The organism is Microbacterium maritypicum MF109 (assembly GCF_000455825.1).
Classification (GTDB): domain Bacteria; phylum Actinomycetota; class Actinomycetes; order Actinomycetales; family Microbacteriaceae; genus Microbacterium; species Microbacterium maritypicum_A.
Window position 1 is genome coordinate 205885 of sequence record NZ_ATAO01000217.1, and the last position, 25389, is coordinate 231273.

The following is a 25389-nucleotide window of genomic DNA, read 5'->3' on the forward strand; positions in this document are numbered from 1 at the left end:
GCTCAAAGACCGTCGTCCTCGTGCCAGTGCTCCTGCCAGCGCCAGTCGATCGGCTCGGATGCCCGCTGATAGCGGATGTCGGTGGAGAGACGGATACGCCCCTGCGGGTCGACGTTGTCGGTGCTGGCGTGCACCACGTACGACGAATGGACCATCACGTCGCCGGCCCGGTAGTCGGCGAGCAGCCACCGCGCATCGTGCGCCTCGGCGAGAGCGGGGAGGTCGGCCGTGATCGACGCAGCCGGGGGCCTGTCACCGCGATCCCGCTCGGCGGCGAGGGCCCAGTGGTGGCTGCCTTCGAGATAGGTGAGACCGCCCTGCTCGACGGGACAGTCCCCCAGGGGGATCCACATCGAGAGCACGCGCTCGCTTCCCTCGCGCAGATAGACGAGGTCGTAGTGTGCCTGTGTGGCGGTGCCGATGCCCGATTCGCCCGGACGGATGTGGCGGATGATCTTGCGCCGGTGCAGGTGCACGTCGTCGCCGAGGAACCATTCGAACCACCCGCGGATGTCGGGGTGTCCGGTCAGCGCCGCGTATCGCTCCCCCGGAACGATCTCGTCGAACAGGGCGGCGCGGATCTTCGCCCTGTCGATCTCTCCCTGCGCGCCGATGCCGACGGCGGGATCGGAACCGTGCTCCGTGATCCCGGTGTCCGCCATCGCCGTGAAGTAGTACTCGCGGAACGAGGCGACCAGCTGCGGATCGAGCTGCTGCGGCAGATAGAGATAGCCGTCGCGACGCAACCGATCCCACAGCGCATCCTTGTCGCTGCGGATGGCGTCCGGCACGGGCTCCATCCTGCCCAGGCGGGACGGAGAATCGTCGAGGGTGTATCCGTTGGAGGTGAGCATGACTCCAGCGTCGGCGACACTTGGACTTCCGTCCATGGACTTTTCCGCCGGATCAATGGATTATCCGGGATGAACCGACCGCGACTTGGAGTATTCAGTCGAAGCGCGATCGGGCCTGCTGCCGGCGGAACGCCGATGGCGCGGCCCCCGTGCGCCGCCGGAAGAGTCGGGAGAAATAGGCCGCGTCGTCGTAGCCGACCTGCGCGGCGATCTGGCCCACATCGAGCCTGGTCTCCGCCAGGAGCGACTGGGCCTGCGCGATGCGCACCTCGATGACGAGATCGTTCACTGTGAGCCCGGTCGCGGAACGCACGGCATCCCCCAGCTCGCGCGCGGTGAGCCCGACGGCGGCTGCCCGCTCGGCGACCGAGAGGGTCCGGGTCGCGCCACGAGTGACGAGGTCGACGATGGTGGCACCGGCCGCCGGCCCTTCCGCCGGATCCGCGGCATCGAGGATGGCGAGCAGGAGCCGTTGCGTCGCGACCGATGCGGCGATCTCCGCCCGCGCCCCCACCGCGGCGACAGCCACGCAGAGCTCACGGAAGATCGCATCCGCGTCTTCGACCGGACGGAGGAGTTTCTGCACCGGCCGGTGGCGCCCTCCCAGTCCGGTCGTCTCGAATGCCGCGAAGGGCTCGCCCTCGAACAGCACCCAGTGCTCCGACCACCCCCGGGCGTCGGAGCCGTATCCGTGACGGACTCCGGGCGTGAGCCAGATCACCGCCGGGCCCTCCACCGGCACCTGCAGGCCGCGCGGCTCGTACTCCTCGTAGGTGCCGCGCCCCTCGGAGATGTAGACGAGGCCGCGGGTCGGGAGTGCCCGCTGACGGAAAGGCGGCTGCAGGCCCGCCTGTTCCCCGGCTCCATGGCACGAGATCAGGAATCGTCGCATCGCATGGCGCGGTGAGGCGTAGTGGGACCAGGAGGCCGTCGGCGTCATCGACGTCAGCCTACTGCCGCGCCCGCAGCCCACACCGCGCACCGCTCCGGCAGCTCCCGCGCGTGGCTCACGGAAGAGCCCACGTCAAGTCCCTGGCCGGATCCCACCGTTCCGCGCAGGATACGGAGTGTCCGCATCGATTGGGAGCTCGACACATGACCTCATCCGCCCCGGCAACCGCCCCGGCATCCGCACCAGCCCTGGAATTCTCCGACAGAGGGCCTGTGAGCCGCGCCGTGATCGCGCATCTCACCGGCGCGGAAGACGCCGGCGACCACACCACCCTCGCCGAGGAGGTCGTCGCGGCGAGCGCCGACGTCGTCCGCGACGACGACGTCCAGCTCGCCCTGTTCGTGCTCTACGCCTCCGCCTACGGATCGCTCCCGCAGCTCGATCCCGATCGGGAGTGGGATCCCGCGCTCCTCGCGACCCGGCGCCTGCTCGAAGCGGCCTTCGAGGGCGAGCTGCGCGGGAAGGTGCCGATGCCTGACCTCCCGGAGCCGACGGTCGATGCCGTCGGTCGAGCGCTCTTCGCGCTCGCGGGCGCCGATTCCGGACCGAGTCTCTCGCGGTACTTCGCGAAGAAGGCCACCGAGGCGCAGGCGCAGGCGCAGGAGATGCTCATCCAGCGTTCGGCCTACACACTGCGCGAGGCGGACCCGCACTCCTGGGCGATTCCTCGATTGGACGGACGCGCCAAGGCGGCGCTCGTCGAGATCCAGTCCGACGAGTACGGCGGCGGACGCCCGCATCGCGTGCATGCCACCCTCTTCGCGCGAGCGATGCGTGCGGCCGGTCTCGATGACACCTACGGCGCATACATCGACGATCTGCCCGCCGTCACGCTCGCGTCACTCAACATGATGTCGATGTTCGGACTCAATCGCCGCCTGGTCGGTTCGATCGTCGGACACCTGGCCGCCTACGAGATGACCTCGTCGATTCCCTGCCGCCTGTACGCCGACGGTCTGCGCCGGCTGGGGTTCGCCCCCGATGTCACCGAGTACTTCGACGAGCACGTCGAGGCCGACGCGGTGCACGAGCAGATCGCCGCCCGAGACCTCGCCGGCAGCCTCGCCGAGGACCGCCCGGACCTCCTGCCCGACATCATGTTCGGTGCCGCCGCCGGCCTCACGATGGACGGGTGGGGCGGGGCGCACATCCTGGAGTCCTGGTCCGCGGGTGCCTCATCCCTCCGCGAACGGACACCGTCGTGAGCGGCGAGGATCGCGCGACGATCACGCCGTACCCCGACGGCCCGCTGCTCGTGCGGGGTGAGATCGATCTGCGCACGGCCGACGGCGAGCGGATCGCACCGCACCGCCGCACGGTCGCACTGTGCCGCTGCGGCCTCTCGGCGCTCAAGCCCTTCTGCGACGGCACCCACAAGGCGGCGGGCTTCCGCACCGACGACTGAGGCTCCCTCCGCGGCGCGGCGTCATCGCGTCATCGCGTCATCGCGTCATCGCGTCAAGAGCGGATCGATGCCCACCGCCAGGAACAGCACCGCGAGATAGACGATCGACGCGCGGAAGACGAGCATGGGGCGCAGGTCCGCACCGCGCCGGTCGCGCACGCGCATGCGGTACGCAGAGAAGAGGAAACCCGCGCCTGCGGCGAGTGCCGTCACCACGTACAGTCCGCTGACTTCGGCGACGAGCGGGAGGGCCAGCGAGCACACGACCGTCGCCACGGCGAACCCGATCACCCTGACGGCGACATAGGCCGGGGCGCGCGTCGCACCGAGCATCGGTACGCCCGCACGCCGGTAGTCGTCCCGGTACCGGATCGAGAGCGGCCAGTAGTGCGCCGGAGTCCAGAAGAAGACCACGAGGAACAGCACGACGGCCGGCCATTCGATGCCGCCTCGCACCGCGCTCCAGCCGACGAGCACGGGAACGCACCCCGCGACACCGCCCCAGACCACGTTCTGCTCGGTGCGACGCTTCAGCAGTACCGTGTAGAACGCCACGTAGAGCACGAGTCCCGCTGTCGAGAGCGCAGCGGGCAACGGACCGACCAGAGTCAGCATCCACACGACGGAGCCTGCGGCGAGCACCCACGCGAAGGTCAGCCCAGCCCGCGGTGAGACGATGCCGGTGACCAGCGGACGCTGAGCCGTCCGTTCCATCAGCGCGTCGCTCTCCCGCTCGATGTACATGTTGAACGCACCGGCGGACCCGGCACTCAGCGCCCCGCCGATGAGCACCGCCGCCATCAGACCCAGATCGGGCAGGCCATCGGCAGCGAACACCATGACCGGGATCGTGGTGACGAGGAGGAGCTCGAGGATGCGGGGCTTGGTGAGTTCGACGTACGCGCGCAGGGTCTGCAGCACGCGCGTTCAGCCCTCGGGCCAGTAGTAGCTGTCCGGGAGCGCGCGGGCTCCGAAGATCGCCTGCCCCACGCGCACGCAGGTCGCCCCCTCTTCGACGGCGATCTCGTAGTCGCCCGACATGCCCATCGACAGCTCGCCCGCACCGATCAGGTCGGGGGCGTCTTCTCTGGCCTGATCTCGCAGCGTGCGCAGCAGGGAGAAGCACTCACGTACGCGGGTGTCGTCGGGGGTGAGGATGGCGAGCGTCATCAGGCCCCGCACCCGCAGCGTCCCGTAGGCGGGAAGCGCCTCCAGGAATGCCGGGAGCTCTTCGGGGGGCATCCCGAACTTCGAGTCCTCGGCCGAGGTGTTCACCTGCACGAAGACGTCGAGGCTGCGACCCGCGGCCTGGAGACGCCGATCGAGCGCCTCGGCGACGCGCAGCCGGTCGAGAGCCTGGAACTCCGCAGCGAATGCGGCGACGTCTCTCGCCTTGTTGGTCTGCAGGTGTCCGATGATCGACCACGACACATCGAGGTCGGCGGTCTCGCCGTTCTTGCGCACCGCCTCCTGCACCTTGTTCTCGCCCAGCAGGCGCATACCCGACTGGATCGCGACCCGGACGCGATCGGTCGGAACGGTCTTGCTCACCGGCAGCAGCGTCACCTCGTCCGGGTCACGGCCCGCTCGGTGCGCCGCCGCGGCGATGCGTGCTTCCACGCCCGCGAGGTTGCGCCGGAAGTCCTCGACGGTGAACGCCGTGGGATAGCGGTCGTCGGAGTCGACCGGTGCTTCCATTTTTGACATAGGTCAAACTATAACATAGTCTTAGGCCGATTCGACCGGGCGAGGCCCTTCGCTCGGCACCGCTCACCCAAGGAGCCGCCATGCCCTCGTCTCTCGTCCTCCCCGACGCGTCCGCCGCGCCTTCCCTCCTGACCGAGGTGCCCGGCCCGCGCAGCCGGTCGATCCACGAACGTCGCACGAGAACGGTCGCGCGCGGTGTGGGGAGCATTCTGCCGGTGTACATCGCGCACGCCGAGGGTCCCTGGGTGACCGATGTCGACGGCAACCGCTTCCTCGACCTGGGCAGTGGCATCGGCGTCACCACCATCGGACACGGCAATCCGGCCGCGATCGCCGCCGCCGCCGCACAGCTCGAGCAGGTGACGCACACCCTCTTCACGGTGACCCCCTATGAGGGCTACGTGCGACTGGCGGAGCGCCTCGCCGAGAAGACGCCGGGCGACCATGAGAAGCGCTCGGTGTTCGTGAACTCCGGCGCGGAAGCCGTCGAGAACGCGGTCAAGATCGCTCGTCGATACACCGGTCGCCGCGCGGTCGCCGCCCTCGACCACGCCTTCCACGGGCGCACCAACCTCACACTCGCGATGAACCACAAGGCCGCGTACGGCACCGGGTTCGGGCCCTTCGCCCCCGACATCCACCGCGTGCCCAACTCGTACCCCTACCGCGATGGACTCACCGGCGCGCAGGCGGCGCAGCGGACGATCGCCCACCTCGAGCAGCGCATCGGCACCGCCGACCTCGCCGCTCTGATCGCCGAACCCATCCAGGGCGAGGGCGGATTCGTGGTTCCTGCAGACGGATATCTCCCCGCCTTGCAGGAATGGTGCACGCGCAACGGCGTGGTGTTCATCGCCGATGAGATCCAGACGGGGCTCGGCCGCACGGGCACCTGGTTCGCGAGCGAGCACTTCGGCGTGATCCCCGATCTCGTGCTCACGGCGAAGGGCATCGCGGCCGGACTCCCGCTCGCCGGCGTCACCGGTCGCGCCGAGATCATGGATGCGCCCGACCCGGGTGGGCTCGGGGGCACCTTCGGCGGCAACCCGGTCTCCATCGCCGCCGCCCTCTCGGTCTTCGACGAGCTCGACCGCGGCGACTTCTTCGCGGAGGCTCTGCGCATCGGCGCACGCCTCCAGGACCATCTCGCCGCCCTGGCCTCCCGCCACCCGTTGATCGGAGACGTCCGCGGGATCGGCGCGATGTACGCGTTCGAGCTGAGCGACCCCGACACGTCGCTGCCGGCAGCCGGGGCCGCGTCGGCGATCGCGGCCTACGCGGCCCAGCACGGCATCCTGCTGCTGACCGCGGGCAGCGACTCGAACGTCATCCGATTCCTGCCGACGCTCACGACCACCGACGATCAGATCGACATCGCCATGGACGTGATCGACCGCGCCCTGACGACGCTCGGCTGACGCTCTACCGGCACGTCAGTCGACCCCGCCGGCGGTGTCGACCACGAGGACGCCGTCCCGCCACCGAACCGCGCGGAGGTCTGCGACCACCACGTCGGGATCGCCGTCGGCCGATCCTGCTCCGACGCCGACGACGAATCCGGCACCCGCCGCGCGAGCCGAGCGGATCCCCGGGACCGAGTCCTCGAACACGATGCAGTCCTCGGCAGCACGCGCCAGCCGGTAGGCGCCGAGGAGGTACGGGTCGGGTTCCGGCTTGCCGCGAGGCACGTCCTCCGCCGCAACCAGGGTCGGAGGCCGTGGCACGTGGGAGCTCTGCAACCGGGCCAGCGCCACGGCGCGATTGCTGCTCGTCACGACCGCCCAGACATCACGCGGCAACGACCCCACGAGGCGTGCGGCACCGGGGATCGCTCTCGTATGCACGGCCGCCTCGATCTCGAGGGCGACCAGTTCTGCAGTCGCGGCGGCCGCGGCATCCGGGCCCACCAGACCCGCGACGACTTCACTCGGCCTCATGCCATGCGGCGCATCCCGGAGGAAGTCGAACGACGGGGCGTGCCGACGCACCCAGGCCTCCCAGGCGGGAGCCGCCGACGCGACCGAGTCCACCAGGACGCCATCGCAGTCGAACAGCACGCCGGCGCGTTCGAACTCCCAGGAATCTCCGCTTCGCACATGTGATAATTTTGGCATAGGCCAAAACTATCATCGGCACGGGGGGACCGCGCCACGGAGGGGACCACCATGCCAACGAGGATCGCCGTCAACGGGCTCGGCCGGATCGGCCGCAACCAGCTCCGCCTGCTGCTCGCCCGCCGCTCGGAGCTCGAGCTCGTCGCGGTGAACGATCCGCGCGGGCCCCGTGCTCTCGCCGAGCTGCTGCAGCGAGACGGTCACAGCGGTCCGTCGACCCGCGGCGTGCGGTTCGACGACAAGCACCTCTTCCTCAACGGCCACGCGATCCGCATGTTCACGGAACGCGATCCGCTGCGGCTTCCGTGGGCGGCACTGGGGATCGACATCGTGATCGAGTCCACGGGGGCCGAGACCCGGTCCGACGACGCGAGGAAGCATCTGAGCGCAGGGGCCAGGAAGGTGATCATGACCGTTCCCACCGCGGGCGACGACGGCACGTTCATGCGCGGGGTCAACGAGCACACCTACGACCCGACCCGGCACCACGTCATCTCCAGCGCCTCCTGCACGACGAACTGCCTCGCCCCCGTGGCGAAGGTCTTCCATGAGGCTTTCGGCATCGACGCCGGCCTCATGACGACGATCCACGCCGACTCGACAGACCTTCTCCTGCAGGACATCCCGCACTCCGATCCACGATCCGCTGGAGGGAAGGGCACGAAGATCTCCGCCGGCGACACCGGGGCGGCGCTGGCCATCGGACGCGTGATCCCCGAACTCGAGGGCCGTCTCGACGGCTTCGCCCTGCGCGTCCCGGCGATCAGCGGTTCCATCACGCATCTCACCGTCACCGCTTCCCGTCCGGTCACGGTCGACGAGGTCAGAGCCGCTTATGAGACCGCCGCCGACGGCCCGCTGAAGGGCATCCTGCGCTGCGCCGACGACGAGATCGCCATCGCCGACACCGTCATCGATCCGCATTCGTCGATCCTCGATGCCGGGCTGATCCGGGTGATCGGGTCGCAGGTGAAGATCTCCGCCTGGTACGACGACGAGTGGGGGTACTCGCACCGTCTCACCGAGCTCGCCGAATACGTCGCAGAAAGGCTGCCCGCATGACGAACGCCACCCCGTGGGAGCGCACCGCGCTCGCCTTCCGGCACGTGCACTTCGAAGACCTGGGAAACATCGAACCGCTCCTGCGCGAACGCGGGTATCGCGTGCAGTACGTCGACCTCGGGATCGAGGCCATCGACATCGAGCGGGTGGATGACGCCGATCTCCTGGTCGTCTTGGGGGGTCCGATCGGCGTGCACGACGCCGACGGCTATCCGATGCTGCATGCGTCGAAGGAGGCCGTCTCCCATCGACTCCGCTCCGGGCGGCCTCTGCTGGGGATCTGTCTCGGCGCGCAGCTGATCGCCGAGGCGCTGGGTGCCGAGGTGCGCCCGACAGGTGCGGTCGAGATCGGCTATGCACCGCTCGACCTCACCACGGAGGGCCTCGATTCGCCGTTGCGTCCGCTCGACGGCATGCCGGTGCTGCACTGGCACGGCGACGCCTTCACGATTCCCCCGAACGCCCGCCATCTCGCCTCTACGCCCGAGTTCCCGAACCAGGCTTTCAGCACGGACGCCGTGCTCGCCCTGCAGTTCCACCTCGAGGCCGACCACCGCACGATCGGTCGCTGGCTGATCGGCCACGCGCACGAGCTGCACCACAACGGCATCGATCCGCGCATCATCCGCGAGGATGCCAGAGCCTACGGACCGAAGCTCGAAAAGGCGGCTCGTTCCACCATCGCCGCCTGGTTGGATGCGGTCGAGAAGCCGACTTCCCCCGCCTGACGCCGCCGCCTACGAGGCGCGCAGCACACACAGAAGCCGACCGTGCACGCAGAAGGGGCCGGGTCCACACGGACCCGGCCCCTTCTGCGTGGCGGCGTTCAGCTCGCGCGACGCAGCGCCACGCTCGGGAAGTCGATCGGGACATCCAGAGCGATGTTCACGTAGTTCGTGAACAGATTCAGCGCGACCTGTGCGATCGTCTCGACGATCTGCTCGTCGGTCCAGCCCTGCGCGCGCACGGCGTCGACGTCCGCCGAGGACACCTGGCCGCGTTCCTCGACGAGCTTCAGCGCGAAGGCGAGCAGTGCCGCCGTGCGCGGGTCGTCGGACTCGCCGCTCTGCGCGGCGGTGAGCGTCTCGCGGCTGAGACCGGCCTTCTTGCCGAGGGCGGTGTGCGCTGCGAGGCAGTACTGGCACGAGTTCCGGTCGGCGACGGCGACGGCGATCTGCTCGCCGAGCGCCGCGCCGAGGGATCCTCCGCCGAAGGCACCGAATGCGCTCCACATGCTCGTGAGAGCAGCGGGAGAATTGGCGACGGCGCGGAACATGGCCGGCACGGCTCCGAAGGCGCCGGCGATCTGGTCGAGCTGCTCCTTGACGTTTCCGGTGGCGTTGTCGCGGTCGATGAGAGGGACGTTGGGCACGGGATGCTCCTTCGATGACGGGATGGGCCCGGATCCGGGCTCACTCCAGTCTTTCGAAACGTCTCGGACGATACGCACCAAAGAGTCTTGCTTTCATGACATATCGTCCACGATACTGAAGGTATGCCCGCCGTCGACCGCCTCTCTCCTCTGCTCGAACGCTTCCGCGTGCGGACCCGACTGTTCCACAACGGCCCCCTCTGCGGAACGACGGTCTTTCCGGCGAGCGGCGGCCACGGCTTCCTGCATGTCCTGCGCCGCGGCGAGATGGAGGTGACGCACCGCCGTGCGGACGGCAGTTCAGAGCGCGAGGTCATCACCCGACCGAGCCTGCTGTTCTTCCCCCGCCCTATCGACCACTCCTTCCTCAACGCACCGACCGATGAATCCGACTTCGCCTGCGCGACGCTCGACTTCGACGGCGGCGCCACGCACCCGCTGGTGCGCACTCTGCCGTCGTCGATCGTCCTGCCGCTCGACGAGGTCGAGACGCTCAGCCCCGCACTCGACCTGATGTTCTCCGAGGTCGACAACGTGCGGTGCGGTCGCCCCCTCGTGGCGGATCGCATGTTCGAGGTCGTGCTCATCCAGTTGTTGCGGTGGATGCTCGATCACGCCGAACGACTCGACCTCCCGCCAGGCTTGATACCCGGCCTCGCCGACGAGCGGCTCGCCCCCGCACTGGTCGCGATGCACGAGGCCCCAGGAGAGTCCTGGAGCCTGGAGGCCCTCGCCCGCACCGCCACGATGTCGCGAAGCGCATTCGCCGCCCGCTTCAAAGAGGTGCTCGGGCGCTCCCCCGGCGACTATCTCACGGAGTGGCGGCTCACGATCGCCCAGGAGCAACTGCGCGCGGGCGTGTCCGTGAGCACCGTGGCGGCGGAACTGGGCTACGCCAGCTCATCGGCGTTCTCGCGGGTGTTCGCTCAGCGCATCGGGCACTCGCCTCGAGCGTGGCTGACGCTCGCCGCGTGATGATCGACCGTGACAGGTCCGTGTGACGGAACCGATCAGCGACCGGCCGCGAGCACCGCTCGGAGCCCATCGATCACCCGTTCGAGATCGGCGGACGAGAGTGAGGGATGAACCGGGATGGAGAGCACTTCCTGCGCTGCCCGCTCGGTCTCCGGCAACTCCGCTTCCGGGGCGAACCTCTGCAGGGACGGCAGCCGATGGTTCGGGATCGGGTAGTAGACGCCTGCGCCGACCCCATGCTCGTCCCGCAGGGCATCACGCACACGATCCCGCTCGCCGTCGGCGATGCGGACGGTGTACTGGTGGTAGACGTGCTCGGCTTCGGGAGCGACCGGAGGCACGGTGAGACCGGGGAGGCCGGCGAGCTCGGCATCCAGCAGGGCGGCGTTCCGCTGTCGCTGCCGCGTCCACTCTCCCACCTTGCGCAACTGCACACGCCCCACTGCCGCATGTACCTCGCTCATGCGGTTGTTGTACCCGACGATCTCGTTCGCGTACTGCGTCTCCATCCCCTGATTGCGCAGCAGGCGGACGGTCCTGGCGAGATCGTCCCGAGCACACGAGACGATGCCGCCCTCGATGGCGGTCATGTTCTTGGTGGGGTACAGGCTGAACATCCCGAACGCACCTATGGTTCCCGCCGGACGTCCGCGCCAGGCGGCTCCGTGCGCCTGCGCGGCATCCTCGTAGATGGCGAGTCCGTGCTCTCCCGCCAGCGCTTCGATGCCATCGACGAGGAAGGGGTGCCCGTACAGGTGCACGGGCATGATCCCCTTCGTCCTCGGGGTGATCGCCGCCCGCACCCGTTCGGGGTCGAGCGTGAAGTGCGCCGGCTCGATGTCGGCGAAGACCGGAGTCGCCCCAGCGAGGACGACGGAGTTGGCGACGGCCGCGAAGGTGAAGGAGGGGACGATCACCTCATCCCCCGGACCCACGCCTGCGGCGATGAGTCCGAGCAGCTGACCGCTCGTGCCGGAGTTGACGGCGACCGCCGTCCGTCCGTCGAGGAACTGCGCGGAGAACTCGGCTTCGAAGGCTGCGACTTCCGCCCCCTGGGCGAGCATGCCGCTGCGGAGCACGCGTTCGACGGCGGCGACCTCGTCATCGCCGATGATCGGCTTGGCGGCGGGAATGAATGCGCTGTCCATCGTGGAAGCCCTTCGTCGGCGGCGGCTCTCATGAGCCCGGTTGAGGTGGAGGCAGGAATCGAACCTGCGTGCACGGTCTTGCGGACCGCGACCTGGCCACTCGGTCACTCCACCGGGTCGGATGTGCTCAGCGTCCCGGCGGCGAGTACCCGTTCAGGAACGTTCCGAGCCGACGGAGCGCGTCGGTGAGCGCTTCGGCCTCCGGAAGGAACGCGATCCGGAGGTGGTCGGGCGTCTGCAGGTTGAAGGCCCTGCCGTGTACGAGGAGGATCCGCTCGGCGTCGAGGAAGTCGAGCACCAGCTGCTCGTCGTCTTCGATGCCGTGCACCTCGGGATCCAGTCGCGGGAAGAGGTAGAGCCCCCCACCCGCCGGCTGCGTATCGACCCCGGGAATCGCCTCGAGCGCTTCGAGGGCCGCATCCCGTTGCCGCGTCAGCCGGCCGCAGGGCGCCACCAGAGCGTCGAGCGAGTCGTCGTGGGTCAGGGCCGCGGTGATCGCGTGCTGGGCCGGCACCGACGCGCACATGCGCATCGAGGCGAGCAGACGCACCCCGGAGAGGAAGGGATCGTCGCGGTGGAACCCCGTCGTCGTCATCCACGCCGCACGGTAGCCCGCGACACGGTGGGTCTTGGACAGCCCGGCGAACGTGACGCACGGAACGTCGGGGGCGACCTGCGCCATGGACACATGCGCGTATCCCGGGAAGACGACCCGGTCGTAGATCTCGTCCGAGAGCAGCAGGAGGCCGTGGCGCCGCGCGAGCTCGGCGATCCGCTCGAGGACCGCACGCGTGTAGACCGCACCGGTCGGATTGTTCGGGTTGATCACCACGATGGCCGTGGTTCGCGGACCGATCGACGCCTCCATCGCGGCGAGGTCGGGCGTCCATCCTTCGGCCTCGAGGCACGGATAGTGCACCGCTCGCCCTCCGGCCAGCACGGTCGACGCCGTCCACAAGGGGTAGTCGGGGCTCGGGATGAGCACTTCGTCGCCCGGCTCGAGCAGCGCCTGCAGCGTCAGCCCCACGAGCTCCGAGACGCCGTTCCCCACGGTGATGTCGTCGATCCCCAGTGCGGGAAAGCCGGGGCGCAGCGCGTAATGCGCTCCGATCGCTTCGCGGGTCTCGGGAAGACCGGCCGACTCGGAGTAGCCGTGCGCCTGAGGCAACGCCGAGCGGAGAGCCTCGACGATGGCCGGCGGGGCGTCGAAGCCGAACGGGGCGGGGTTGCCGATGTTGAGACGGAGGATGGACTCTCCGCGCTTCTCCAATTCGGCCGCGCGCTCGGCAACCGGTCCGCGCAGGTCGTACAGGACGCCTTCCAACCGCGAGGAGCGTCCGATCCGATGATCGGCCCTCTCCGGCCGGGACGGGGTCATGCCTCCACCCCCGCCGCGCTCGAGCCCCCGGCGACCCCGACGAGGTCGTCGACGAGGCGCTGCATCTCCGCGTCGTCGAGCGTGTGCACGGTCAGGCGAAGCTGGGTGGAGCCCTGCGAGCTGCCGGGATCGAGCGCGAACTCGGAGCCGGGGCGCACGAGCCACCCGCGCGAAGCGAGGCGACGGCTGATCTCCGTCGCATCGTCGCGGACGTCGACCCACACGTTGAGCCCGCTGTCCGCCTGCGCGTGCATCCCCTGTTCGACGAGCATCGACACGAAGAGGCGGTTGCGCCCCGCATAGTGCGCGCCCGCCTCGATGATGAGCTCCCGGGTCTCGTCATCGCGCAGCATCGTGGCGGCGAGCCGCTGCATCACATGGCTCACCCACATGGTTCCGGGGCTCAGGCGCAGCGCCAGACGCTGAGCGGTCACCCGATCGGATGCCGTCACCGCGAGGCGCATGTCGGGCCCGAGGAACTTCGACACCGAGCGGACCAGCGCCCACCGCTGCTGGGTGGGGGCGATGATGCTCTCGTAGGGCGTGGGTGCGAGCATCGAGAAATGGTCGTCTTCGATGACGAGCACGTGCGGATGATCGGCGAGGACCTCGCGGAGCTCTCGTGCGCGTGCAGGACTGGTGCCGACACCGGTCGGGTTGTGGGCACGCGGCGTGCAGACGATCGCGCGCGCGCCGCTCTCGAGGGCCGCACGCAGGCCGGCGACGGTCATCCCTTCGCGATCGACGGGGATGGCGACCGGCACGTATCCGGCGAGACGCGCGGTGTGGATGCTGGAGAGGAAGCACGGGTCTTCGAGCCCGACGCGGTCGCCCTGCACCAGGGTCTGGGCCAAGAGGCGCTCGACGGCATCGACCGCCCCGGCGGTGATCGACAGGCGGAACGGACGCGGATGGTCGGCCGCGATCCACTCGGTCGCCCATTCGGCGAGGTCGGCGTCGATGACGGACTCGCCGTAGAGCACGTGGCCGGGCGTGACAGCGGCGAAGGCGGCTGCGAGGTCGGGAAGGTGGGCGGGATCGGGATTGCCGCTGCCGAGATCACGCAGCACCGAGCCGGGGGTGAATCCCTCGTCGGGGTTCTGCGCCGGCCCGAGCACCGTGGTTCCGGTGCGGCCACCCGTGGCGGCGATGCGCGCGGTGACCAGCGAACGATAGGCCGCCAGCACCGTGTTCCTGTTCACGCCGAGGCGAGCGGCGAGGGATCTGACCGACGGCAGCTGGTCTCCCGGAGCGTATGCACCCCGCTCGACGAGGTCGCGCACGCTCTCGGAGATCTCCGCCGCGGTCGACCCGACGATGCCATCTTCGAGGTCTTCGCGATCGGGTGCCTGGGCCATGGTTCGACCGTAGGCGATCTTTTGACCTATGTCAAAAGATCTGCAGGGTCTGCTTCGGCTTCGGGGTGCGCACGTCGGAGGCACCGGGCACGATGGGTGCATGACCGACGGCTACGAATCGGACTTCCTCGGGAACCGGCTCCCCCTCCCCTGTCCCGAACGCGAGATGCGTTCGCTCCCGTATCCGCGATTCACGGTGCTGCTCGACCCCGAGCGGCGTCTCGCGGCGGTCACGGCGGTGAACATCGACGGCGCCACACTGCAGGACCTGCCGCGCACCGGCGACTGGCGACTCGACGACCGCCTCCCGGCCGACGAGCAGACGGGACCCGAGGTGTACACGCGGAACGACCTCGACCGCGGGCACCTCGTGCGGCGACGAGACCCGGGATGGGGACCGACGCAGACCGCGCGCGCCGCCAGCGAGGCGACCTTCTTCTATCCCAACGCTGCGCCGCAGGCTGCGGGATTCAACCAGTCGAAGGAGCTGTGGCTCGGCCTCGAAGACCACGTGCTCGCTTATGCCGAGAGCACCGATCAGCGCCTGTCGGTGTTCACCGCCCCGGTACTGGCCGAGAGCGATCCTCCCTACCGAGGCATCCGCGTGCCCCTCCGCTTCTGGAAGGTCGCCGCGTGGCAGGGACCGGATGGCCTCGCCGCCGCGGGCTTCGTGCTCGATCAGTCCGACCTCGTCGACATGCGGGATGAGACGCTCGCCGTCCCCCCGCTCGGCGCCTTCCGCACGTTCCAGGTGCCGATCGCCGACATCGCCGCACTCACCGGCATCGACCTCGGAGCACTGGTCGAGGCGGACACGCTCCCGCGACCGGGAGCGCGGGAGTCCGGATGGCGGACTCTCGACACCGCGGGCGACATCGTGCTGTGATCCGGGAGCGATCGCGCCACACTGGACCGATGGAGTACAGCGGAGTGGTCCCGACCGATGCCCCCGACCCGAGCATCGAGTCCGATGCCCGATTGCAGAGCCTCCCCTTCCCGGTGTTCGAGCTGAAGCCGCAGCGCGCTCTCACGCGACTCCCCGTGGCCGGCTTCATGGAGATCTCCGGCGCAGCGGGCCGCGACGAGGTTTCGGCATCGTTCAGCTACACGCTGTGGCGGCACCCCGACGACCATGCCGATCCCCGCAACGAGATCGAGCTGGACGAACCCACACGGCGCTCCCTCACGGAAGAGCCGCCCTGGGGTCGTCCGGCCTGGCTGATCGCGCAGGTGCAGGCCTTCCGGTACCCGATGCTGTGGGAGGCGGTGCGAACGACCTGGCATGCATCGCCCGGCCAGGAGGGGGCCTCTCTCGCCGAGCAGCTCGCCGCGCACACCGACCACATCCTGCGCAACCGCTTCCGCGGCGAGCTCGGCCTCTCGACCGACCCCCGTGCCGACGCCGACGGGACCGGGAAGACCACGGCCGCCTCGGCATCGGACGCCTCGGTCGAGGTCGACGGTGAGGAGCATCCCGCGCTGTGCGTCGACACCGACCCGTTCGTCTACAGCATCGGCTTCCGGGTCGACGAGCACGTCGTGTGCACCGCGGTGATCCCGCGGGACGCTCTCGCCCTCGTCGACCTCGCCGTCACGCGCTTGTCGACGCCGCCTCAGACCCCGGCGCGCACCGACTCCAGCGACGGGTAGTCGCTGTATCCCTCGGCGGTCCGGCCGTAGAACAGTTCGGGACGCGGGTCGTTCAGCTCGGCTCCCTGGATCCAGCGCTCGACCAGGTCGGGATTCGCGATCACGGGACGGCCGGCGGCGACGGCGTCCGCCCGCCCGTCGGCGACGAGCGACTCGGCCTCATCCTTGGTCGTCTCCGCCGCGAAGCCGGTGTTGACGATCAGGGGCGCACCCGCCGTGCGACGGATGTGCTGCACGAGCTCTCCGGCGGGGTCGGCGTTGAGCACGTCGATGAACGCGAGGCCGAGCGGCGCGAGACCCTCGGCGAGGGCCGTGTACGTCGCGCGGACATCCGCATCGTCCTCCTCCAGCACACCCTGGATGTTGTGCTGCGGCGACAGGCGGATGCCGGTGCGGTCGGCTCCGACCGCGGCGGCGACGGCCGCGGTGACCTCGATCGCGAAGCGCGCGCGGTTCTCGGGCGATCCGCCGTACGAGTCCTCGCGGACGTTCGACACCGGCGAGAGGAACTCGTGCACGAGATACCCGTTCGCGCCGTGCACCTCGACGCCGTCGAAGCCGGCGGCGATCGCGTTGCGGGCGGCCTGCGCGAACTGCTCGACGACCTCGGGGATCTCGTCGAGGGTGAGCGCATGAGCCACCGGCAGATCGGCCTTGCCCTCGGGCGTGCGCGTCTGTCCGGGTGCGGCGAGCGCACTCGGACCGACGACCCGCACCTCGCCTGAGATGGCGGGGTGCCCCACACGGCCGCCGTGCATGAGCTGCATGACGATCGTTCCCCCCGCGTCATGGACGGCTGCGGTGATCGGCTTCCACCCCTCGATCTGCCCGGGCGTCACGATGCCCGGCTGCCCGGGGTACGACTTGCCTTCGGCGACCGGCCATGTGCCCTCGGAGATGATGAGCCCCTGCCCCGCACGCTGCCGGTAGTACTCCTCCATCGTCGCGGTCGGGACACCGTCGTCATCCGCACGGGTGCGGGTGAGCGGCGCCATGACGACGCGGTTGGACAGCTGCAGGGCGCCGAAGACGGCGGGCTCGTAGAGATTCACAGTGGGAGGTAAGGCGCGAGGGGATCAGCGTATTCCCGGTCGGCGTTTCGCTCCGCCGGACGAGGTCGGTCGTCTCCCTCAGCCGCCGAGGCCGGCGAGCAGATCGGCGAAGTGGTCGAGATCGGCCGCGGTCCAGTTGCGCAGCCGCTCGCCGATGCGCCCCTCATAGCGCGAACGGGCGAGCGCCACCCGCTCCTGCGCCAGGTCGGTCGCCACGAGCACACGGGCCCTGCGGTCTTCCGGGTCCGGCACGCTCTCCACGAGTCCGAGCTGTTCGAGCTGTCGCACCTGGCGGCTCACCGCCGACTTGTCGGTCTGCAGCCGTTCGATGATCGCTCCGGCCGAAGTCGCCTTTCCCGTCGCTATGGAGGTCAGCACCTGATAGCCGAGGGGCTGCAGATCGGGATGCACGGTCGCTGCGGCCTCACGCCAGCCGATGCGGATCCGCGCGAAGAGTCGACCCAGTTCCTGCTCGACCCTGGTGACGGCCTGGTCGAGGTCGGCGTCGCCCAGCAGGTCGGTCGCGGCAGCGGATGCACGGGTCTCGCCAGGGGCCCCCGCGGCATCATCGGCGGCATCATCGGCAGGGGCGTCGGAGGAGGCGCTCATGCTCGCCAGTGTACGGCGAAGCCCCGCCGTCGATCGTGACGGCGGGGCTTCGGGTCAGACCTCGGCCAGCAGCCGGAAGGCCTTGGACGCCGCCCGGATCTCTTCGGGAGTCAGCTCATCGATCACGGCCTGGAGACGGGTGCCGTAGTCGCGGCGGACCGCGGCGAGCGCATCACAGGCCGTGGCGGTCACGCTCAGCACCCGCAGCCGACCGTCGCGCTCGTCGGGGCGGGACTCGAGGAGACCGAGCTCTTCCAGCATCCGCACCTGACGGCTGATGACCGACTTGTCCATCTCGAACCGCTCGGCGATCTCGTGCGCGTTGGCCGTTCCCGCCCTGTCGATGAAGGTCAGCAGTTTGTAGCCGGCCACCTGCAGCTCCGGGTGGACCCGGGCTGCGGATTCCTTCCACAGCGACCGGGTCCTCGCGAAGATGAGGTTCAGATGCGCCTGGAGGTCACCGAGCGCACTGTCGACATCCGACGCCGCGACCCCTGCCGAGGCCATGACCTCAGCGCTCCCCGTCCCGGTCTTCGCGGGCAACGTCATCACGGGCACGATCGTCGCGCTCGAGAACGCGGACCGCACCGGTCGCGGGGGCGCTGCCGGCACCCTCGATCCGGATGGTTCCGGTGGAGAGCGAGGCTCCGACCTCGGCCTCGGAGACCTCGATCACCGATTCCTCAGCCTGCTCGAGCATCTGCTCGGCGGCGTTCTTGGTCGACAGCGGCTTGTTCTTGATGAACGCGATCGCGATGATCGCGATCACCGCGAGCGGGATGGCGATGATGAAGGAATCGGCGATGCCGTGACCGTAAGCTCCTTCGACGATCGTGCGGATCGTGTCGGGCAGCTGACCGACCTTGGGGACGTCACCCGAGGCGAGGTGCTTGAGCGCGTCGATCTCGGCGGGTGTCGACGGGACGAAGCCGTCGAGCGCATCGGTGATGTAGTTCGCGACGCTGGTGGACAGCAGCGAGCCCATCACGGTGACGCCGATGGTGCCGGCGATCGTGCGGAAGAAGTTCACGTTCGACGAGGCGGCGCCCAGCTGCTGCGGAGCAGTGTCGTTCTGCACGATCAGCGTGAGGTTCTGCATGACCATGCCGAGGCCGGCGCCGAGCACGAACATGTAGACGGCGACGAGCGGGAACGGGGTGTCGTAGCGGAGCGTGGCCATCAGGCTGACGCCGACGGTCGCGAGGACCGACCCGGTCAGCATCCAGCCCTTCCACTTGCCGAAGCGGCTCACGAGCTGGCCGATGATGATCGACGCCCCCATCTGGCCGATGATCATCGGGATGGTCATGAGGCCGGACTCGGTGGGCGTGGCGCCACGGGCGAGCTGGAAGTACTGCGCGAGGAACACCGACGTCGCGAACATCGAGACGCCGATCGCGATCGAGGCGATGACCGACAGGGTGAAGGTGCGGTTGCGGAACAGCGACATCGGGACGATCGGTTCCTTGACGAAGAACTCGACCGTGATGAACGCGGCGATCGCGACCGCGGCGGTGACGATCAGCATGATGCTCGTCGAGGAGTCCCAGTCGAACTGGTTGCCGCCCATCGAGACCCAGATCAGGAGGGTCGAGACGCCGACCGCGAGGAGCACGATGCCGAAGTAGTCGATCGAGACCTTGGTGTCGCGCTGGGGCTTCGGCAGGTGCAGGGTGAACTGCAGGAGCACCAGGGCGAGGATCGCGAACGGCACGCCGACGAAGAAGTTGGAGCGCCAGCCCCACACGTCGGTGAGGAGTCCGCCGAGCAGCGGGCCGCCGATGGTGCCGAGGGCCATGATGCCGCCGACGACGCCCATGTACTTGCCGCGCTCACGCGGGGAGATGATGAGGGCCACGGCGATCATGACGAGCGACATCAGGCCGCCGACGCCGATGCCCTGGATGACGCGGACCGCGATGAGCATGTTCGTGTCGGTCGAGAAGCCGGCGATCACGGTGCCGACCGTGAAGAGGATGAGGGAGATCTGGACGAGCACCTTGCGGTCGACGAGGTCGGCGAGCTTGCCCCAGATCGGGGTCGAGACGGCGGTGGCCAGAAGGCTCGCGGTGATGACCCAGGTGTACTGGGACTGCGTGCCGCCGAGGTCGGCGATGATGACCGGCATCGAGGTCGACACCACGGTGCCCGAGAGCACGGCGACGAACATGCCGACGACGAGTCCGGAGATCGCGGTGAAGACCTCGCGAGCCGACCGGGTCGTCTCGGGGGGTGCGGATGGGGTGTGTGTCACGGGGTAACGCTCCTGCGTAGAAAGTTGATCGAGGTCAACCATACGCCTTTAGTTGCTAAAGCGCAACTAAAGGCGTATGTGCTCGCGTCGCGCTTCTGCTCGGCGGAACCGAGGGGTACCGTGTCAGCGTGTCGACTGATTCCAGGAGCGGACGGGCGCCCGGCGCCCCGGCCTCTCTCGACGCGGCCATCGGGGACGTCGACTGGACCGTGCCTCCCGCCGGATCGACGAGATCGTGGTTCCGTGCCCCCAGCGGCGAGTTGTCCGTGATCTCGCTGGGCGCACCCGAGCGTCCGCGCGTGGTCCTGGTGCCAGGGGCCACCGGCTCCAAGGAGGACTTCGCCCTGATGCTGCCGCTGCTGGCCGAGGCGGGGTACTTCGTGCAGTCGTTCGACCTCGCCGGGCAGTACGAGTCGCACGCGGCCGGCACGGACTCCGCCTACACGTACGAGCTGTTCATCGCCGACCTGGTCGCATTCCTCGACGCGGGCGCGCCGGCGCATCTGCTCGGGTACTCGTTCGCCGGCACCGTCGCACAGCTGGTCGCCGTCCGTCGCCCCGACCTCGTGCTCTCCCTCACGCTCCTGACCACTCCTCCCGGTTCCGGCAACGTGTTCGCGAGCATGAAGTGGCTGGGACCCCTCGCCCCGATCGCGAGTCCTCGTCGCGGCGCCGGCCTCATGATCTGGGGGATCGTGACGAACAAGAACCGGGTGCCCCCACGGCGGCTCGAGTTCGTCCGCTCGCGGTTCGCGCTCACGAGCAGACGCAGCGTCGATGAGATCGTCGGCCTGATGATGGCCGCTCCCGATCTGCGCAGCCGCGTGCGGGGATTGCCGATGCCCAAGCTCGTCGTCGCGGGATCGCACGACCTGTGGCCGCTCGCCGCCCACGAACGGTATGCACGCGAGATCGGCGCGGAGTTCCGGGCGTACCCGACGGGACACAGCCCGAGCGAGACCACACCGCACCAGCTGACCGCCGACCTGCTCGATCTCTACGCGCGGGCTCGCGACTGACCCGCTTCCGGCGTCACCGACCGGCTGCGGACCTATCGGCCTCGCGCCGAGCCCGGCGCCGCTGATGCAGAGGCTCCGGCGACAGATGCAACCGCACCGTGGGCAGCACGTAGCTCAACCGCCGTCGCAGAGACGCCCAGTCCTGGAACGGTCGCGCCGACACCGCGACCACGAGGCCCCGATCGCGCAGCACGGTCATCCCCGGGCGGATGTGGAACGACAGGTCGAAGTCGTCGTGGATGTTCGTCTGCTCTCGGTGCACCTCGGCGCTCAGCATCCGCCAGACGGTGGCGCGCATGGCCATGTTCGATCCATAGAGGGGTGCGTGCCCGAGGACCGGAGCCATCGAGGCGTACATGCCGCCGATGTACAGATGCGTCCCCATCCAATGCACCAGAGGTGTCGAACCGTAGAAGCGCGGTTCGCCGGTGACGAAGTCGACGTCGGGGCGGTCGCGGAAGGTGCGCTCGATCCGCTCCACCCAATCCGGCCCCGGGCGGGAATCGGCGTCGAGCCGGGCGATGATGTCGCTCGTCGCTGCGTCGTAACCGGCCGCCGATGCGCGCGGGATGCCCGGGACCGGCTCGGTGACGACCCGTGCCCCGAACCCCTCGGCGACGGCGGCCGTGTCGTCGCTGCTGCCGTTGTCGACGATGACGATCTCATCGGCGATCCGGGTCTGATGCTCGAGTGCCCGCAGACACACCTCCAGCAGGCGGGCGTCGTTCCGTACCGGGATCACCACGGACACGGAACGAGAGAAGGCGGTCGTCATCGTCCCCCCATTGTGCGCGTAGCCGACCGTTTCGGCCGTGTGCCCCGCCCTCACCCGAAACTGCGTCGTGCAGAAGATACTCCGCGGCGGGGAAGTGAGGTCGCGTCCCACTCCCCCGCCGCCGGTCACTCGATGGCGTCGTCCGCTCGCTCGCGCCTGGTCGTGCTTCCGTGCGCCGGGATCAGACCGAAGTCGGTGAGGAGCTCGCCCATCTGGGTGTTGTCGAGCTTGTCGAGAAGCTTGCCCTTCACGAAGTTCGGCCCGGGGATGTGCACGGCCTCGCCGTCGCGCAACCGCGCGGTCGCCTTCAGCAGGTAGCGGATGTCGTAGGTGGAGTTGAACACCTCCGGCACGCCGCGCTCGATGTCGAGCAGCTGATAGGTCGCCTCCATCGCGGTGCGCACCGAATACTCGGTCGTGAAGATGGTGTCGCGGGTGGTCTCGGCGAACTGACCGAGGAAGGCGAAGTTCACGCTGCCCTCCGGCACCACCTGTGGACGGTCGCCGGCCTTGCGCGGCAGGAAGAACGACGTGACGTACGGCATCATCACCGGCACCGTCTTCGCGGCGGATGCGGCGAGCTCGGGAATGTCCGCGACGGGAACGCCGAGGTGATACAGCCACTCCTGCGCGATCTCCTCGCCCGTGCAGTCCTGCATCGGCTTCTTGATGAAGTCGCCCGGCGTCTCGACGAACAGCCCGTACACCCACACCACGATCTCGTTGGGCTTCTGCGCCTTGAAATGCGGCTGCCGGTTCACAGTCCAACTCATCAGCCACGACGAGTCCTTCGCCGTGACGATGCCACCGGTGACGACCTTCCCCGAGAAGGGGTCGCGCTGCGCGATCTTCTCGATGTACGCGGGGATGCGCTCGTCGATCGTGGTGACCGTCGCCGACTCCCACTTCGTCTTGTCGATGTCGTTGCAGAACACCTCGGGACGCCCGAACTCCGGCGACTTCGCTGCGACCTTCTTCCAGAAGTCCCACGCGGGGGCCGGCCCGTCGAGGAGCCGGGGCGCCGTGTGTTGGTCGCCGTTGTCGGAGTTCTCCGTCAGCGACCCGATCGTCATGAGGCACAGATCGTCCGGTCCGAGGTCGACGCCTCCCGGCTCACCGTCGGCGATCCAGTCGATGCGCGTCGCCTGCTTGCGCCCGTCCGTGATGTCGAAGTGCACGTCGGTGACGGTGTGGTGGAAGCGGAACCGCACCCCGTGGTCGTCGAGGTACTTCCGCATCGGCAGCACGAGCGATTCGTACTGGTTGTACTTCGTGAACTTGAGCGCCGACAAGTCAGGGAGACCGCCGATGTGGTGCATGAAACGGTGGAGGTACAGCTTCATCTCCAGGGCGGAGTGCCACTCCTCGAAGGCGAACATCGTGCGCCAATAGAGCCAGAAGTTGCTCGCGAGGAACTCCTCGCCGAACACCTCATCGATGCGCTTGCCCTCCATCTGCTCCCGCGTGGCGAGGATCACATCGATGATGTCCTTCTGCGCCTTGTCGGAGAGCGTGAACAGCTTGTTGGTGTGGGCGTCCTGCCCCTGCTTCTCCGTCACCCGGCACAGGGACGAGTTCGGGTCGTCCTTGTTCAGCCAGTAGAACTCGTCGAGCACGCTGGCGCCGTCGATCTCGAGCGACGGCACCGAGCGGAACAGATCCCACAGACACTCCATGTGGTCCTCGAGCTCGCGCCCGCCGCGGATCACGAATCCCTTCTCCGGATACTTGATGCCGTCGAGCGCTCCACCGGGAAGACCCAGCTCCTCGAGGATCGTGATCCGCTCGCCGGCGATCTGGCCATCGCGGATCATGAAGATCGCCGCCGCCATCGCGGCGAGGCCGCCCCCGACCAGCCACACGGTCTTGTTGTCCGCCCCTTCGGGTTTGCGGGGCCGCGCGAAGGCCTCGTAGTTTCCGTTGCTCCGATACATGTCGATCTTCCTTCCCGCCCATCGGTCGATTCGCGTCCAGTAGACCGCAGGAGCGCGAGGAACGGAAGGCGGGCCGGGGCATCTCACCCGTAGTAGACCGGGCTGGGAGAATCGACCCATGACGGATTCCTTCGAGGCGCTGATCGAGGCCGGCGACACCGCTGACGTCACCGGGTGGGACTTCGCCTGGCTGGATGGCCGAGCGACCGAGGAGAGGCCACCCTGGGGCTATGCCCGCTTGCTGTCCGACCGTCTCGGCACCGCTTCGGCGTCGCTCGACATCCAGACCGGGGGCGGTGAGGTGCTCGCCGAAGCGGCGTCTTTCCCGCCAACGGCCGTGGCGACCGAGTCGTGGCCGCCGAACGTGCGTCGCGCGACGCAGCTGCTGCACCCTCGGGGAGTGGTGGTCGTCGCCGACCCCGACGAGCCTCCACTGCCCTTCGCCGACGAGGCCTTCGACCTGGTGACCAGCAGACACCCCGCGACGATCTGGTGGTCGGAGATCGCACGGGTGCTGGCGCACGACGGCACCTATTTCGCGCAGCACGTGGGGCCGGCGAGCGCGTTCGAGCTGATCGAGTTCTTCCTGGGCCCGCAGCCTCAGGCACGCCGCGGACGCCACCAGGATGATGAGGTCGCCGCCGCGGAGGCTGCCGGGCTCGAGATCGTCGACCTGCGCACCGCGCGCCTGCGCATCGAGATCCACGACGTCGCCGCCGCTGTCTATCTCCTGCGCAAGGTGATCTGGTGGGTGCCGGGATTCACCGTGGAGAACAGCCGCGACCGACTGCGCGACCTCCACGACCTGATCCAGCAGGACGGGCCGTTCATCGCGCACTCGACCCGTCACCTCATCGAAGCGCGCCGCCCCTAGCGAGCGCGCCGTCGCCGTCGCCGTCGACGTCGAAGGGAGCTACTTGGTCGCGTTCGGGTGATGCGTGTGCACCTGCTCGATCAACACAGCGTCACCGTCGATGTAGAACCAGATCCGCGCATCGCCCTGTGCTGTCGGCTTGTGCTGCCAGCGCTCGTGACGCGCCGCGCCGCGCTGGACGAACTGCAGCTCACCTCTCATCGGGTAGTTCGTCGGTGTGCGCTCCGCGGGAGTGCGAGTGAGGAAGTCCCAGGCATCCGCCATCGGGTTCCGGATGGTCGCGACCAGGTCTCGCCAGCCTTTCCGTGCTCCCGAGGTAGCAAACCGGACGGTGTACTCGGTCTTCTTCATGGGTCTGGGGACCAGGTCGTCCTTCGCCACGTTCAGGGACGCTCGATCAGCTCGTCGTCATCCAGCCATTCGACAGGCTGAGCAGAGAGCCCTGCCGCGATAGCCGTCGCCGTCTCCCGCCAGGAGGTGAGCTCTGCGATAGCGAGGTGGGGCTGCCCCGTGGCAAATGATGCCCGAGCAGCATCGACGAGGTTCTGCGCGCACGCGGCTCGATCAGCCTCCGACAAGGCAAGCATCCAGGGGAATCGATCAGACATGCGCGCGGCAAGAGTGCCCTCGTCATCGAGGGTGACCGTGATGAGATCAGCAGCGAACTGCAGCAGCATTGCGCGAGCATCCGCCGCGCGCTGCGACATCAGCACGAGCGGCTCGCCGTCGCGACGCGTGATCCGAACCGTGTGATCTTCGGCCTCTGCGAACACATCTGCCGAATGCTTACTCAGGTCGGACGAACGACGAGACGTGATGTGAGGATCATGGATCAGGGTCATATCCTCATGATATTCGGAACGTATTCGGAAGTCTATACGCCTCCCTCCGTAAGGA

General features: G+C 68.7%; 27 protein-coding genes and 1 tRNA gene. 10 read left to right on the forward strand and 18 right to left on the reverse strand.

Annotated elements, in window-relative coordinates:
* Positions 1 to 2: 2 nt before the first annotated feature.
* The gene (locus L687_RS38825) at positions 3 to 854 is read right to left on the reverse strand and encodes a phytanoyl-CoA dioxygenase family protein (RefSeq protein WP_021201238.1); all 852 of its coding nucleotides are present in this window, start codon (positions 852 to 854) and stop codon (positions 3 to 5) included.
* A gap of 94 nt (positions 855 to 948) precedes the next feature.
* On the reverse strand, positions 949 to 1794 hold the full coding sequence (locus tag L687_RS38830; RefSeq protein WP_021201239.1) for a helix-turn-helix domain-containing protein: 846 nt from the start codon (positions 1792 to 1794) through the stop codon (positions 949 to 951).
* A 155-nt stretch (positions 1795 to 1949) separates the two neighbouring features.
* Between L687_RS38830 and L687_RS38835 the strand changes: the two genes are divergently transcribed.
* On the forward strand, positions 1950 to 3011 hold the full coding sequence (locus L687_RS38835; protein WP_152525973.1) for an iron-containing redox enzyme family protein: 1062 nt from the start codon (positions 1950 to 1952) through the stop codon (positions 3009 to 3011).
* Entirely contained in the window at positions 3008 to 3211 is a 204-nt protein-coding gene (locus L687_RS38840) for a CDGSH iron-sulfur domain-containing protein (protein WP_021201241.1), read from the forward strand. The genes L687_RS38835 and L687_RS38840 overlap by 4 nt, the downstream gene beginning before the upstream one ends.
* 45 nt (positions 3212 to 3256) lie before the next feature.
* On the opposite strand, the gene L687_RS38845 is transcribed toward L687_RS38840, so the two are convergent.
* Together L687_RS38845 and L687_RS38850 are read right to left on the reverse strand one after the other, a co-directional pair.
* On the reverse strand, positions 3257 to 4132 hold the full coding sequence (locus tag L687_RS38845) for a heme o synthase (protein WP_021201242.1): 876 nt from the start codon (positions 4130 to 4132) through the stop codon (positions 3257 to 3259).
* Positions 4133 to 4138: 6 nt separating this feature from the next.
* Positions 4139 to 4918, reverse strand: a complete 780-nt coding sequence (locus L687_RS38850) for a YggS family pyridoxal phosphate-dependent enzyme (RefSeq protein WP_152525974.1) — start codon at positions 4916 to 4918, stop codon at positions 4139 to 4141.
* An 80-nt stretch (positions 4919 to 4998) separates the two neighbouring features.
* Between L687_RS38850 and gabT the strand changes: the two genes are divergently transcribed.
* Positions 4999 to 6336, forward strand: coding sequence for a 4-aminobutyrate--2-oxoglutarate transaminase (gene gabT, locus L687_RS38855; protein WP_021201244.1), 1338 nt, complete (start codon positions 4999 to 5001; stop codon positions 6334 to 6336).
* Positions 6337 to 6351: 15 nt separating this feature from the next.
* Here the strand turns inward: gabT and L687_RS38860 are convergent, their stop codons facing one another.
* Entirely contained in the window at positions 6352 to 7032 is a 681-nt protein-coding gene (locus tag L687_RS38860; protein ID WP_046399017.1) for an HAD-IA family hydrolase, read from the reverse strand.
* A 51-nt stretch (positions 7033 to 7083) separates the two neighbouring features.
* On the opposite strand from L687_RS38860, the gene L687_RS38865 reads away from it, so the two are divergent.
* Positions 7084 to 8094 carry a type I glyceraldehyde-3-phosphate dehydrogenase gene (locus L687_RS38865; RefSeq protein WP_021201246.1) on the forward strand — a complete coding sequence of 337 codons (1011 nt, stop codon included), beginning with the start codon at positions 7084 to 7086 and terminating at the stop codon, positions 8092 to 8094.
* Positions 8091 to 8822, forward strand: a complete 732-nt coding sequence (locus tag L687_RS38870; RefSeq protein WP_021201247.1) for a glutamine amidotransferase — start codon at positions 8091 to 8093, stop codon at positions 8820 to 8822. Before L687_RS38865 ends, L687_RS38870 begins: the two co-directional genes overlap by 4 nt.
* Before the next feature lie 98 nt (positions 8823 to 8920).
* On the opposite strand, the gene L687_RS38875 is transcribed toward L687_RS38870, so the two are convergent.
* The gene (locus tag L687_RS38875) at positions 8921 to 9466 is read right to left on the reverse strand and encodes a carboxymuconolactone decarboxylase family protein (protein WP_021201248.1); all 546 of its coding nucleotides are present in this window, start codon (positions 9464 to 9466) and stop codon (positions 8921 to 8923) included.
* A gap of 123 nt (positions 9467 to 9589) precedes the next feature.
* Between L687_RS38875 and L687_RS38880 the strand changes: the two genes are divergently transcribed.
* On the forward strand, positions 9590 to 10441 hold the full coding sequence (locus L687_RS38880; RefSeq protein ID WP_021201249.1) for an AraC family transcriptional regulator: 852 nt from the start codon (positions 9590 to 9592) through the stop codon (positions 10439 to 10441).
* Between the two features lie 35 nt (positions 10442 to 10476).
* On the opposite strand, the gene L687_RS38885 is transcribed toward L687_RS38880, so the two are convergent.
* The 4 genes from L687_RS38885 to L687_RS38900 all read right to left on the reverse strand — a co-directional run bounded on the left by L687_RS38885 (position 10477) and on the right by L687_RS38900 (position 14325).
* The gene (locus tag L687_RS38885; RefSeq protein ID WP_021201250.1) at positions 10477 to 11589 is read right to left on the reverse strand and encodes a DegT/DnrJ/EryC1/StrS family aminotransferase; all 1113 of its coding nucleotides are present in this window, start codon (positions 11587 to 11589) and stop codon (positions 10477 to 10479) included.
* Positions 11590 to 11632: 43 nt separating this feature from the next.
* A tRNA-Cys gene (locus L687_RS38890) sits at positions 11633 to 11703 on the reverse strand.
* Between the two features lie 13 nt (positions 11704 to 11716).
* Positions 11717 to 12967 (reverse strand): pyridoxal phosphate-dependent aminotransferase, encoded by a 1251-nt coding sequence (locus L687_RS38895; protein WP_021201251.1) that lies wholly within the window; start codon positions 12965 to 12967, stop codon positions 11717 to 11719.
* Positions 12964 to 14325 (reverse strand): aminotransferase class I/II-fold pyridoxal phosphate-dependent enzyme, encoded by a 1362-nt coding sequence (locus tag L687_RS38900; RefSeq protein ID WP_021201252.1) that lies wholly within the window; start codon positions 14323 to 14325, stop codon positions 12964 to 12966. Before L687_RS38900 ends, L687_RS38895 begins: the two co-directional genes overlap by 4 nt.
* A gap of 100 nt (positions 14326 to 14425) precedes the next feature.
* Between L687_RS38900 and L687_RS38905 the strand changes: the two genes are divergently transcribed.
* Both L687_RS38905 and L687_RS38910 read left to right on the forward strand, forming a co-directional pair.
* Positions 14426 to 15211, forward strand: coding sequence for a DNA/RNA non-specific endonuclease (locus L687_RS38905; RefSeq protein ID WP_021201253.1), 786 nt, complete (start codon positions 14426 to 14428; stop codon positions 15209 to 15211).
* 29 nt (positions 15212 to 15240) lie between these two features.
* Complete coding sequence (locus L687_RS38910) at positions 15241 to 15975, forward strand: hypothetical protein (RefSeq protein ID WP_021201254.1); 735 nt, start codon at positions 15241 to 15243, stop codon at positions 15973 to 15975.
* Here the strand turns inward: L687_RS38910 and L687_RS38915 are convergent.
* The 4 genes from L687_RS38915 to L687_RS38930 all read right to left on the reverse strand — a co-directional run bounded on the left by L687_RS38915 (position 15939) and on the right by L687_RS38930 (position 19890).
* The gene (locus L687_RS38915) at positions 15939 to 17027 is read right to left on the reverse strand and encodes an alkene reductase (RefSeq protein WP_021201255.1); all 1089 of its coding nucleotides are present in this window, start codon (positions 17025 to 17027) and stop codon (positions 15939 to 15941) included. The genes L687_RS38910 and L687_RS38915 overlap by 37 nt on opposite strands.
* A gap of 78 nt (positions 17028 to 17105) precedes the next feature.
* Positions 17106 to 17636, reverse strand: coding sequence for a MarR family winged helix-turn-helix transcriptional regulator (locus L687_RS38920; protein WP_021201256.1), 531 nt, complete (start codon positions 17634 to 17636; stop codon positions 17106 to 17108).
* 54 nt (positions 17637 to 17690) lie between these two features.
* On the reverse strand, positions 17691 to 18185 hold the full coding sequence (locus tag L687_RS38925; RefSeq protein ID WP_021201257.1) for a MarR family winged helix-turn-helix transcriptional regulator: 495 nt from the start codon (positions 18183 to 18185) through the stop codon (positions 17691 to 17693).
* Positions 18148 to 19890: an MDR family MFS transporter gene (locus L687_RS38930; RefSeq protein ID WP_021201258.1), complete on the reverse strand. Its 1743-nt coding sequence runs from the start codon at positions 19888 to 19890 to the stop codon at positions 18148 to 18150. The genes L687_RS38925 and L687_RS38930 overlap by 38 nt, the downstream gene beginning before the upstream one ends.
* Before the next feature lie 128 nt (positions 19891 to 20018).
* Here L687_RS38930 and L687_RS38935 point away from each other — a divergent pair, with 128 nt between their 5' ends.
* On the forward strand, positions 20019 to 20909 hold the full coding sequence (locus L687_RS38935; protein WP_021201259.1) for an alpha/beta fold hydrolase: 891 nt from the start codon (positions 20019 to 20021) through the stop codon (positions 20907 to 20909).
* A 13-nt stretch (positions 20910 to 20922) separates the two neighbouring features.
* Here the strand turns inward: L687_RS38935 and L687_RS38940 are convergent, their stop codons facing one another.
* Positions 20923 to 21684, reverse strand: coding sequence for a glycosyltransferase family 2 protein (locus tag L687_RS38940; protein WP_021201260.1), 762 nt, complete (start codon positions 21682 to 21684; stop codon positions 20923 to 20925).
* Positions 21685 to 21809: 125 nt separating this feature from the next.
* On the reverse strand, positions 21810 to 23618 hold the full coding sequence (locus L687_RS38945) for an oleate hydratase (RefSeq protein WP_021201261.1): 1809 nt from the start codon (positions 23616 to 23618) through the stop codon (positions 21810 to 21812).
* A 118-nt stretch (positions 23619 to 23736) separates the two neighbouring features.
* On the opposite strand from L687_RS38945, the gene L687_RS38950 reads away from it, so the two are divergent.
* Positions 23737 to 24492 (forward strand): class I SAM-dependent methyltransferase, encoded by a 756-nt coding sequence (locus L687_RS38950; RefSeq protein ID WP_021201262.1) that lies wholly within the window; start codon positions 23737 to 23739, stop codon positions 24490 to 24492.
* A 39-nt stretch (positions 24493 to 24531) separates the two neighbouring features.
* Here the strand turns inward: L687_RS38950 and L687_RS38955 are convergent, their stop codons facing one another.
* Both L687_RS38955 and L687_RS38960 read right to left on the reverse strand, forming a co-directional pair.
* Entirely contained in the window at positions 24532 to 24873 is a 342-nt protein-coding gene (locus L687_RS38955; RefSeq protein ID WP_031208045.1) for a hypothetical protein, read from the reverse strand.
* Positions 24874 to 24875: 2 nt separating this feature from the next.
* On the reverse strand, positions 24876 to 25334 hold the full coding sequence (locus L687_RS38960) for a hypothetical protein (RefSeq protein ID WP_021201264.1): 459 nt from the start codon (positions 25332 to 25334) through the stop codon (positions 24876 to 24878).
* Positions 25335 to 25389 lie beyond the last annotated feature (55 nt).